Below are 11306 nucleotides of genomic sequence, written 5' to 3'. Positions count from 1 at the left end.
AAACCGACATGAAAAAAATAAAACTGATTGCCCTATTCTTTTCATTCATCGGAAATGCTCAGTTTTTTGAAAGTCAACAAGACGCACCAGAAGAAGAACAAACCCAGGACTATGGGTTCTCGCAAGAAGCACCGGATTATGATCAACCCGATCAAGGATTGGATTCACCTGGAAACCCTAACGATCCGACCCCTATTGATGGTTGGGCTTGGGCATTGCCACTAGTCGGAATAGGCATTGGATTTTATTTCATGTATAGAAAAAGGAATTGGGCTTGATGTCCACCTGATATAACCCGCCACGATGGCGGGTTTTTTTTGGTATGAAGTTGACGTTGTCAGGTTGAGCATGAGCCGGAGGCTTACCAGCGCTTCTCGACTCCGCTCGAAGTGACAAGGGTGTGATTTTATCAAAGAGTACTCGAGGTCTGTCACTTCGAGCGGCAGTTGGGAAGTCACTTCGATCGGTAGTCAAGGTCTGTCACTTCGATCGGTAGTCGAGGTCTGTCACTTCGAGCGGCAGTCGAGAAGTCAGGTCGAGCGTTAGTCAAGGTCTGTCACTTCGAGCGGTAGTCGAGAAGTCAGGTCGAGCGGTAGTCAAGGTCTGTCACTTCGAGCGGTAGTCGAGGTTTGTCACTTCGAGCGTTAGTCGAGAAGTCAATTCGAGCGGTAGTCAAGGTCTGTCACTTCGAGCGTTAGTCGAGAAGTCAGGTCGAGCGGTAGTCGAGAAGTCAGGTCGAGCGGTAGTCGAGGTTTGTCAGGTCGAGCGGTAGTCGAGGTTTGTCAGGTCGAGCGGAGTCGAGACCCTATTCATTATCCTGATTAAAATTTTTAGAATGCGAATTGTTTTGACATTCCGACAAAGTCTTCAACTCATTCCAATTCCCATTGATGATAGCCTCTTTTTTTGCTTTGGACCATTTTTTAATCTTTTTTTCAAAAAATATTGCTTGGTTTACGTCCATAAAACTTTCATGAAATACCAATTCTACCGGTCTTCTATTAAAGGTATAACATTCTTTATTCAATCCACTATTGTGTTCATTTAGTCTTCTTTCCAGATTATTGGTCATCCCAGTGTAATAGGTACCATCTTTACATTTTAAGATGTAGACATAATAGGTTTTCATATGTTTAGTTTGACTTAAAAATACAAATTTTATTGATTTTTTAGTTTCTCGCTTCTCGACAGCTGCGCTGGTAAGCCTCCGGCTCATGCTCGAAGTGACAAGGGTGTGATTTAATCAAAGAGTACTCGAGGTCTGTCACTTCGAGCGACAGTTGGGAAGTCACTTCGAGCGGTATTCAAGGTCTGTCACTTCGAGCGACAGTTGGGAAGTCACTTCGAGCGGTAGTCAAGGTCTGTCACTTCGAGCGACAGTCGAGAAGTCAGGTCGAGCGGTAGTCGAGACCCCTCTACACATTAAATAAACCTTAAAATGCCACCCAAAACACAATAAATTTAGTTTTTGGTCGATAAGGCTTAATATTAATTGTCGTAATTTTGCCAATTCTGATTTTTCAATAAACGCAATGTCAAGTTCAAAAACGATAGCTAAAAATTCGCTTTTTCTTTATTCAAGGATGTTGGTGAATATGGTCGTTGGCTTATTTACTGCCGGGATTACGTTAAACGTTTTGGGAATTACAGATTATGGAATTTATAATGTTGTGGCGGGTTTTGTATCCATGTTTGGGTTTTTAAATGCTTCGATGTCCTCTGCAACACAGCGGTTTCTTTCTTTTGATCTAGGAAAGAATGATCAGGAACAACTTCGCAAAACTTTTAGTACGACGGTTACCATTCATTTTGCGATTGCTATTATCATTGTATTAGCTTTAGAAACCTTTGGACTTTGGTACATCAACCATAAACTAAATGTTCCGGCAGAACGACTTCCTGCGATCAACATCATTTTTCAGTTCTCGGTTTTTTCTACTTTTTTTGGAATTATACAAGTTCCCTATAACGCTTTGATAACAGCGCATGAACGGTTTAATGTCTATGCTTACATTAGCTTCCTGGAGATCGCATTTAAAATCACCATTTTATTTTTGATCGTTCATGTAGATTATGATAAGCTGATTTTATATGCTATTTTACTCTTCTGTTCTTCATTTTTTATCAGAATGATTTACAGAGTATATTGCAGAAGAGAATTCCCAGAAAGTAAATACAAGTTTTATTTTGACAAAAGTTATTTCCATACTTTATTGGCTTTCAGTGGTTGGAATTTATTTGGTACGATTGCAGTTACTGCAAGAGGACAAGGTAATAACTTGGTTCTAAACTGGTTTTTTGGTGCTGCTATGAACGCTGCGTATGGCATTACTAGTCAGGTTCAAAGTTTAGTGAGTAGTTTCGTTTCCAATTTTCAGATTGCGGTGAATCCCCAGATTGTTAAGAATTACGCTGCAGGAAATAAAGCTAAATCAATGCAGTTAATTGTACAAAGCGCCAAGTTTTCTTTTGGCTTAATGATCTTAATTATATTACCGATTTTTTCTTCTCTGAATTTTGTTTTAGATGTGTGGTTGAAAAATTATCCACAACAAAGCATTCTTTTTATCAAACTTACTTTTGTGATCATCTTAATCGACACTATTTCAAATCCATTAATGACTGGTTTACAAGCGACGGGCAAAATCAGAATGTATCAGATTGTGGTAGGAACATTGGTTTTTCTCAATTTACCAATTTCTTATTTACTCATTAGAAATACGGCGAGGCCTGAAATGATTTTTTTAACCAGTATCATTATATCATCCATCGCACTTTGGTTTCGCTTGTACTATCTGAAAACACATATGGGCATGGGGATAACCTTATTTATTAAAGAAGTTTTGATGAGAATACTTTTTTTAATCCCGTTTGTTTTTTTAATTTATTATTTATCAAATTATATTCAACTGAGTAAACAATGGGTAAATTTCATAGTTAAATCCGGCATAATCGTAGTACTAATGGGATTAGTTTGTTACGCCTGCTTATTTAATAAGCGGGAAAAACTGAGAATAAATCAATTTATAAAGAGTAGATGGTTAAAATTTTTCAATTAGCATGAGCAAAAAAATAAACCTTTATTGGTATCAACATAAGCAAGGATATGGCAATTTTGGGGATGAACTAAATCCCTATATTATTGAGCGTCTGACATATAAAAAGGTCAAGTTCATTAATATTAAATACCTTTTTGATGATCGTTGGTTGGCTTTTAAAACAATTTCAAAAGCAATACTTCGAAAAGAAATAAATGTATTCACTTATCTGCAATATATCTTTTATAATTTTATCAAAATGCCGGAGGTACTTTTGGTAATTGGTAGTATTTTAGAAACCTCTAACTCCTCAAAAAATAAAATATGGGGTGCCGGATTTATCAGTTCGAAAACGAAAAAGGTTAGTGGGACTTTTTATGCGGTGAGAGGTTTAAGAACGGTTCAGAAATTAAGGGAGATGGGTAACAACGCACCTGATGCAATTGGAGATCCCGCATTATTACTGCCGATAATTTATCAGCCAAAAGTAAAGGCTCAGAATAAAATTGGAATTATTCCACATTATCAACATTATTTAGAATTAAAAGATAAATTTGGTGAAGAATTTACAGTAATTAATTTGTTAGATCCCATAGAAAAAGTTATCGATGAAATCTCCTCATGCACAATTACTTATTCTACGTCGTTGCATGGTATTATTGTATCCCATGCGTATCAAGTACCCTCACTTTGGGCTGAATTTCCCGGACTAACCTTTACTAGATTGGTGGGGGATAATATTAAATTCTTTGATTATTTTTCATCTGTAGGTATATCAGATTATTCACCTCTTGAGTTTACAAATTTAGAAAAAGACTGTTTTTCAAGAGTGATCACAAATGAATTAAAAAGTAATTTATTACCTACGTTTGAAATGATCCAGAAACGACAGGCAGATCTATTACTAACAGCACCGTTTGAAGTTATTGATAAATATCGCAGCATTGAAAGATATGAATAAGCCACAAATTTCCGTGATCGTTCCAGTGTTCAATTCAGAAAAATATCTGAAAGGATGTATAGATTCTATATTATCACAAACATTTTTGGATTTTGAATTAGTGTTGGTTAATGATGGTTCCACAGATTCCAGCGGAAAGATTTGTGATGAATATGCATTGAAAGATTCTAGGGTTAAAGTCTTTCATAAAGAAAACGGAGGCGTAAGTGCCGCAAGAAATACTGGAATTAAAGCAGCGAAAGGCAAATATGTAACCTTTGTAGATGCAGATGATAAAGTAAAACCATCTTTTTTAATGGATTTCAATTCCTTGGAGCTGGAAGCAGATTTTTATGTGCAGGGGTACATTGAGTGGGTAGGTCCTGACAAATTCAATTCGGTATATATTATTGATGAAAGTGCTTTTTCTACAGACCTCAATCAAGTAATAGAGAAATTAGATATAGAGCATAGTGTTTTAGAGGTGCCATGGGGCAAATTGTTCAAGTTAGAAATTCTATCAAAAAACAACCATTTATTTAATGAAGAGCTAAGTAATGCAGAAGACCACCTGTTTGTTATGGAGTATTTAAAATATATTCGTTCAATAGTAGTTGGTCAGCCGGCAAATTATTATTACAGAAAGTTTAATAATGAAAATTCTTTATCAAACAAATTCATCCCCCACGATAAATTACATTTATATGCTAGTGCGGTGTATGAAGCTCGATTATGCAATATAGAAAATCATAACATGAGTGAAAGGTATCGTACCTTTACCATTAATGTTCATCATGATTTACTTACCAAGTCACTTATTAAATTGTTTCATGAAAAAACGAAACTAACGAAGACTACAAAGAAAGAATTGATAAAAAAATATCTTTTGGAACTTGATCATCTCGGAATGCACCACCAATTGCGCAAGGTGAAAAAACATCAATTTATTAAAAAAGTATGGAACAGTGGACTTCCATTTAAATTAGCGTTTTTAGAAAAGGTATTGCCAAAATTATAGCGGGCGTTGACTGCATCAATAATAAATAAAATCACATGTTGAAAATAATAAAGAATTTATATATCCATAACGTTAATCTGCTTAATTTTCGTGCTGTGCGTATTAATCTTTTCAAATTAGGTCAAAGGAAAAATAACTAAAAATGTTTTCGATAATCATCCCCTATTACAAAAAAAGAAAATACATCGAGAGGTGTATTGATGCGGTATTGGCGCAAACCTACCAAAATTTTGAGATTATTTTGGTAGATGATGGTTCCCAAGATGATGTTGCTCAACTTATTGAAGAAAAATATTCGGGGAAAGTGCAATTAATTCAACAGGTTAACCAGGGGGTTTCAGCAGCAAGAAATGCAGGAATTGCAGCAGCCACCCATGATTATATTGCGTTTTTGGATGCGGATGATTATTGGAGCCCATCTTATTTGGAAGCAATTTCTGAAATCATTGAAAATGATAAAAAGGCAAAAATAATAGGATGTAAGTATACTAGGGTTAAAAGTAATTTAGAAAAAACCAATGCCATTTTTTCATTTTTTGAAATACATTCTTATTTTAAAAACCAAGCTATTAAAAACTCCTTGTTTACGAGTAGTTCTACTGTTGTGAAGAGTAGTTTTTTTTTGGAGAATCATGGGTTTAATTCAAATCTTATTAGTGGTGAAGATATAGACGTGTGGTTTCGTGCAATATTAAGTGGCGGTAGTGCTTACTACATTAATAATGTATTAGTATATTATTCAGACGAGGATGTTAATCAGGCAACAAAATTGACTAAAGATTTTAACCGAAGATTTATTGCAAATATTGGTTCGATGTATTTTGAAAATGGCAAAAAAATATATTCCCAGGATTTCTATAATTTTCTTAGCAAATACATGTATTCCAGTTTATACATTATTTTTTTTCAAAAAGAAACCCACCAGCAAGCGAAAGAACTCAAAGAAAGCATTAGTGAAAAATATTTTTTCGCAGAATTGTATTATCATATCCCTTATAAAGTTGGTAGTTTTTTCTTAAACAAAAGGAAAATTCAGAAATTAGCCAGAAAATATTTTAAATTCATCTTTACGTACGTCCACAATCAGTAAAATGAGCACGAAAAAAAAATTATTATTTACCATCCTTTCTATGGAAGGTTCAGGTGGTTTGGAAAGAATTTTATCAAGCCGTGTCAACTATCTTATTGAAAACTTTAATTACGATATAACTATTGTAACTACAAATTTGACAGGTGCAGTAAAGTCTTTTTATCCATTGAGTGATAAGGTAAAAGTGGTTAATATTCCAATTGATTTTTCTAAAAAAACGTTAGCGGATAAACTGGCCATTTTCTTACCAACCAATTATAAAAAGGAGAAAAAATTGCTCGATTTTATTAGTTTAGAGAAATTTGATATTTGTACTTCGTTTGGTTCGGAGACTTTTCTTTACAAGGAGAAAAATTATCATCATTTTGCAAAGATTAAAGAACATAGGTTTACTTATCAAAGAATGCTTCGTTTTGAGAAGAAATTTGGAATACAAAATCTATGGAGAAAATTATTGTTTAAAAATAGCATCAGCATTCAGAGAAAAATGGATTATATCATTTCTTTGACAGAGGAAGATGCCAACTTTTGGAGAAAATATTTAAAAAGGGTAGTTGTAATGCCTAATTTTATAGACCACAATCAAATGACACAGTCAAAACTGGATTCAAAAACAGTGATTGCGGTGGGGCGTTTGGAATTGCAAAAGGATTTTGAATCATTAATAAATTCATTTTCAATGGTTGCAAACGAAGTTCCGGATTGGAAACTTAATATTTTTGGAGATGGCTCTTTAAGAAACATTTTGCAAAAACAGATCGAAAAATTGAAAATGGAAAATCATATTTTTCTGAGGCCTGCAGTCAAAAATATTTTTGATCAGTATGCTTCTTCTTCTATTTATGTGCACACCGCTCATTATGAAGGTTTTCCAAACACCATGTTAGAAGCAACAGGACATGGTTTGCCTTTAGTAGCTTTTGAATCGGTGGGTGGTGTAAAAGTGTTGGTTCATGATAACGATAACGGATTTTTAATATTCGACAGAGATCATAAAAAGCTGGCACAAAAAATAATTTTATTAACAAAAGATCAAACCCTACGCAATAAAATGGGAGAGAAATCCTATCAATATTCAAAAGATTTTAGCGTAGAATCAATCATGTTGAAGTGGCACCAATTCTATAGTTCTATTTAATATGAAAATCCTACGCCTCACTACACTGCTTGATTTCGGTGGTCAGGAAAAACAATACTTGAGTTTTACCGAAAAAGCGGAATTGCTCAAGAATGACTATGTTTTTGCAGCCATCGGTTTTGGTGGGAATGCAGAGAAAGTTTTAAAAGAAAGGGGATTTGAAGTTCATGTCTTAAATCGGAATTTTTCTATAAAGAACATATTTAATATTTGGACAGTTTACAAATTAATCAAAAAAGTAAAACCCGATGTGGTACATACTGCGGCAGCAGAAGCTAATTTTCATGGGATTATCGCCGCAAAACTGGCCGGAGTTAAGACCATTATCGGCGAAGAAATTGGTATTCCCAATCATTCTTCTATTGCCCAAAAAGTCTTTCGATGGGTGTACCGCTTGGCAAATCAAGTGATTGGCGTTTCACAATCTGTAAAAAATCATTTAGTGAATACCGGGGAAATTCCGGAAAGCAAAGGAAAGGTCATTTATAATCCGGTAAGCATTCCAACACCATTTCCTAGAAAAGACAGCCCGAATTTCGAAATCGTTTATGTGGGAAGATTAGAAATCGTGAAAAATGTGGAAACCTTAATTACTGCTTTCGCCCACTCCAATAATGCACATGCTCATTTGACCATTGTAGGAGACGGCCGGGAACGCCATCAGCTGGAAGCATTGACTTCAAAATTACAGATGGATTCCAAGATTACCTTTACCGGTTTCACTTCAGAACCTTCCAAATACCTTTCTAATGCTGATTTGTTTGTATTGCCTTCTTTTTCGGAAGGTTTTGGGATCGCAGCAGCAGAAGCGATGTTTTTGAAAATCCCCGTGTTGTGTTCCAGGGTTGGAGGCATCCCGGAGTTTGTGAAAGATGGCGAAAACGGTTGGCTTTTCGATCCTAAAAATAGTACGGAACTGTCTGAAAAACTCAACCAAATTATGGCAATGGATGCCGAATCCTTACATCTGATTGGCAGGAATGGTTATGATACAGTCGTAAATCAATTTACCGTTGAAAAATATATTGAAAATTTAGAACGTTTTTATCACCAATTGCACCATGATTAGAGTTTTGCACATCATGTCCACCGTGACTGGCGGTGGCGTAGAACGCCGACGTCTTTCTTTAGCAAAAGCTTTTAAAGGAACCGAATTTGAAATGAAACTCGTGGGGACTTTCAAAGGTGGTGCTATTGCAGAGCAGATTGAAGAAAACGGAGTGGAAATAATTGAAGTTGGAGATTTTAACGGACCTTTCCACTGGGAAAAACATCGAAAAATTCAGAAAATCATCGATGAGTTCCAACCGCATATCATCCATGGTGCAGTGTACGAAGGCGTTACCATGGCAGCTATCAACGGTTTTATCAAAAAAGTTCCTGTGGTGATTTTGGAAGAAACCTCAGATCCTCAAAACAGAAGTGCAAAAGCAGACTTTCTGTTGCGCATTTTTTCTTGGGGTGCCGATCGTTTTATTGCCATTGCTCCCAATGTGGCCAACTATCTTCGAGACAGAGCTAAAGTATCTCCAAAAAAAGTCATCACCATCAATAACGGAGTCGAAATACCCAGAGCGGTTTCAGCCCAGAAAATTCAGGATTTAAAAGCGGAATATGCCATTAGGGAAAGTGATTTTGTAGTGGGAACCGTGGGGAGGTTGTTTAATGACCATAAGAAAATAACTGATATTTTGGAGGCGGTAAAACAATTGGATTTGACTCACTTAAAACTGTTAATTGTTGGAGGGGGAAGAGATGAACAATTATTGAAAGACAAAACCCGGGAATTGGGTATAGAAGGTCAGGTGATTTTTACGGGTTATCAATATGATACAGCTCCTTTTTACCGGTTGATGAACCTGTTTTGTATCGCTTCCCAACGGGAAGGCTTTGGCTTGGTCGCAGCAGAAGCGATGTTGCATCACCTTCCGGTATTGGCAACCCAAGTAGGAGGGTTGCAAAATGTTGTAGTGAATGAAGAAACCGGATTTTTGGTTCCTCCCAATACCCCAGCGAAGTTGGCAGAAAAAATACACTATTTCTACCATCATCCTGAAGCCGTCACCGCCATGGGCGAAGCCGGCTACCAAAGAGCGATTCAGAATTACACCGAGGAAAGATATGTGAAGGAAGTGGAAGCACTGTATGTAGAATTGTTGAAAAAGAATTGGGTTAATTAACAGGGAGAAGGTTGAATATCAATCATATTGTAGGGGAATTAATCCTCATTTTTTATATTAATAGCTTTTAAAAATGAATATTAAAGAAAAACTGAAAAAAAGCATTATTGGAAAGTTAACGAAATGGTTACTCCGTGCTTTTTTGAGTTGGAGATTTTATTTTAAACAATTATTTTGGTCTTATCAATACTACCAGACCAAGAGACTTGCAAATAGTTGTGACATTAAATGCACCATCAAGTATGTGGGCAAAAGAAATACAAAATTTCCTCATCCAGTAGGTGTTGTTATTGGAATGGGAGTGAAGTTGGGTAATCATTGTACAATTTATCAAAATTCCACCTTAGGAACAAAAAGGTTAGTCTTTGGAAATGACTATCCAGAGATTGGTGATAATGTAGTAGTTGGAGCGAATGCAATAATCATCGGAAATGTAAAAATAGGAAACAATGCTATAATTGGAGCTTCTACATTGGTAAATATTGATATTCCCGATAATGCAATTGTTGTAGGTAATCCAATGAGGGTTGTTGGTTTCAAAAATATGGTTGAGGATTAATTCAACTTTTGTAGTATTCCAAACCTTGACAAAGTTTTTAGAATTACATCTTTTTGATATTTATAAGGATTACAATTATTTAGAACTTTTAGATGCCCCCTCGCACCGAAGTTTTCCACCTTCGGTGCCGGATTGAGAAACAAACACTTTAATTTATAGCGAAACTAAACCATGAAAACCCTCCTCTTCATCACCTGGGACGGCCCAGAAACTTCGTATAGGAAAGGACTTTGCATGCTCCATTTTCAATGAAAATCCCATATAGAATCAAATAAAAAATATAAGTATGATTATAATTCTCAAGTAAATTGGGCGTTGTTATAATTATGATTATAGAATGCTGGACAACAACGAAATTGATTTTATCGCCCAAAAGCAAGGCGAAAAACTTTACATTCAAGCGGCTTTGACAATTAACGAGGAAAAAACCATAGAAAGAGAATTTGGAAATTTGCAGAAAATAAAAGACAACTATCCAAAAATGGTGGTAACGATGGATGAATTCTCCGGAAATACTTTCGAGGGAATTATTACCATAGACTTGCGAAGTTTTTTAACCAACAAATGGAAATAATATCATGAAAAACCTCCTCTTCATCACCGCTCCCCGAATTCTGCTGATTTCGGAGCCAAAAAAAACCACACCTTAAGTTACACCGAAAATTGAATCAATGAAAAACCTGCTCTTCATCACTTGTAGAAAATAATATATTTTAGCTTTAATACTAAAAGAACAACAAAATGGCACCAGAAATTATAGTTGCACTCATTGCATCATTTATCTCCCTGATATTAGGAGTTTTAAACAATCAATCCACTAAGAAAATTTCTCAAAAACAAAATGAGATCGAATTAAAGAAATCAACAATTGATGCTTTAGATAAACGGATTCTTAAATTAGAAAATATAAAAGTTCAGATAAGTGATAGAGAAAGTAATGTTGTTAAGTGGAATAGTTTAGAAGATCGCGGAAGAATGGCTGCTTTTTATTCAAAAAACTTCAAAGATGTACTGAAAATCTCACATTTAATTGATAAAACACTTACTGATAAATTAAATGCTTCTTTAAAAAACATGGAGAAGCATATAGGGAATGAAAAGATGAGAATGAAGATAGATTATAATGAAGTGTTAAAAGATCTTCTGGAAATGAGCCGCTTAAATGATTTAATTTTGATTGAGCTAGGTAAAGAGCTTGATCAATTAGAAAGTAAAGTGACAAAAATTATTTACCATTGAAATATGCTAACTCCCCCGCTCTCCGAAGTCTCCCGACTTCGGGACCGAATAAAAAGAACCCGCGTACCGAACAAAAAAGTAAGGATAAAAAAAAATACATAATT

Annotated in this window: 12 protein-coding genes; 11 read left to right on the top strand and 1 reads right to left on the bottom strand. The window is 35.4% G+C overall.

The genetic code is table 11. The features are described from left to right. Positions 1-8: 8 nt before the first annotated feature. A complete protein-coding gene (locus HU137_RS04050; protein ID WP_182042517.1) occupies positions 9-278 on the top strand; it encodes a hypothetical protein in 270 nt (89 codons plus the stop codon). Positions 279-805: 527 nt separating this feature from the next. On the opposite strand, the gene HU137_RS04045 is transcribed toward HU137_RS04050, so the two are convergent. Beyond that, positions 806-1129, bottom strand: a complete 324-nt coding sequence (locus tag HU137_RS04045; RefSeq protein WP_182042516.1) for a GIY-YIG nuclease family protein — start codon at positions 1127-1129, stop codon at positions 806-808. A gap of 403 nt (positions 1130-1532) precedes the next feature. Here HU137_RS04045 and HU137_RS04040 point away from each other — a divergent pair, with 403 nt between their 5' ends. From HU137_RS04040 to HU137_RS03995, 10 genes are all read left to right on the top strand, one after another. Beyond that, positions 1533-3059 (top strand): MATE family efflux transporter, encoded by a 1527-nt coding sequence (locus HU137_RS04040; RefSeq protein WP_182042515.1) that lies wholly within the window; start codon positions 1533-1535, stop codon positions 3057-3059. A 1-nt stretch (position 3060) separates the two neighbouring features. Next, positions 3061-3999 carry a polysaccharide pyruvyl transferase family protein gene (locus tag HU137_RS04035; protein WP_182042514.1) on the top strand — a complete coding sequence of 313 codons (939 nt, stop codon included), beginning with the start codon at positions 3061-3063 and terminating at the stop codon, positions 3997-3999. Then, on the top strand, positions 3992-4996 hold the full coding sequence (locus tag HU137_RS04030) for a glycosyltransferase family 2 protein (RefSeq protein WP_182042513.1): 1005 nt from the start codon (positions 3992-3994) through the stop codon (positions 4994-4996). Before HU137_RS04035 ends, HU137_RS04030 begins: the two co-directional genes overlap by 8 nt. A gap of 142 nt (positions 4997-5138) precedes the next feature. Further along, positions 5139-6086 (top strand): glycosyltransferase family 2 protein, encoded by a 948-nt coding sequence (locus HU137_RS04025; RefSeq protein WP_182042512.1) that lies wholly within the window; start codon positions 5139-5141, stop codon positions 6084-6086. Between the two features lies 1 nt (position 6087). Beyond that, positions 6088-7224 (top strand): glycosyltransferase, encoded by a 1137-nt coding sequence (locus HU137_RS04020; protein WP_182042511.1) that lies wholly within the window; start codon positions 6088-6090, stop codon positions 7222-7224. Between the two features lies 1 nt (position 7225). Then, the gene (locus HU137_RS04015) at positions 7226-8293 is read left to right on the top strand and encodes a glycosyltransferase (protein WP_182042510.1); all 1068 of its coding nucleotides are present in this window, start codon (positions 7226-7228) and stop codon (positions 8291-8293) included. Next, positions 8286-9404 (top strand): glycosyltransferase family 4 protein, encoded by a 1119-nt coding sequence (locus HU137_RS04010; RefSeq protein WP_182042509.1) that lies wholly within the window; start codon positions 8286-8288, stop codon positions 9402-9404. The genes HU137_RS04015 and HU137_RS04010 overlap by 8 nt, the downstream gene beginning before the upstream one ends. 73 nt (positions 9405-9477) lie before the next feature. Continuing rightward, a complete protein-coding gene (locus tag HU137_RS04005) occupies positions 9478-9963 on the top strand; it encodes a serine O-acetyltransferase (RefSeq protein WP_182042508.1) in 486 nt (161 codons plus the stop codon). Positions 9964-10300: 337 nt separating this feature from the next. Then, positions 10301-10537, top strand: a complete 237-nt coding sequence (locus tag HU137_RS04000; protein ID WP_246361475.1) for a hypothetical protein — start codon at positions 10301-10303, stop codon at positions 10535-10537. Between the two features lie 167 nt (positions 10538-10704). After that, positions 10705-11202: a hypothetical protein gene (locus tag HU137_RS03995; protein ID WP_182042507.1), complete on the top strand. Its 498-nt coding sequence runs from the start codon at positions 10705-10707 to the stop codon at positions 11200-11202. Positions 11203-11306 lie beyond the last annotated feature (104 nt).

The sequence above is a fragment of the Moheibacter lacus genome, from assembly GCF_014042165.1.
GTDB classification, from domain to species: Bacteria; Bacteroidota; Bacteroidia; order Flavobacteriales; family Weeksellaceae; genus Moheibacter; species Moheibacter lacus.
Note: the sequence above shows the minus strand (reverse complement) of the source record. Positions and strands in the feature narration are given on the sequence as shown.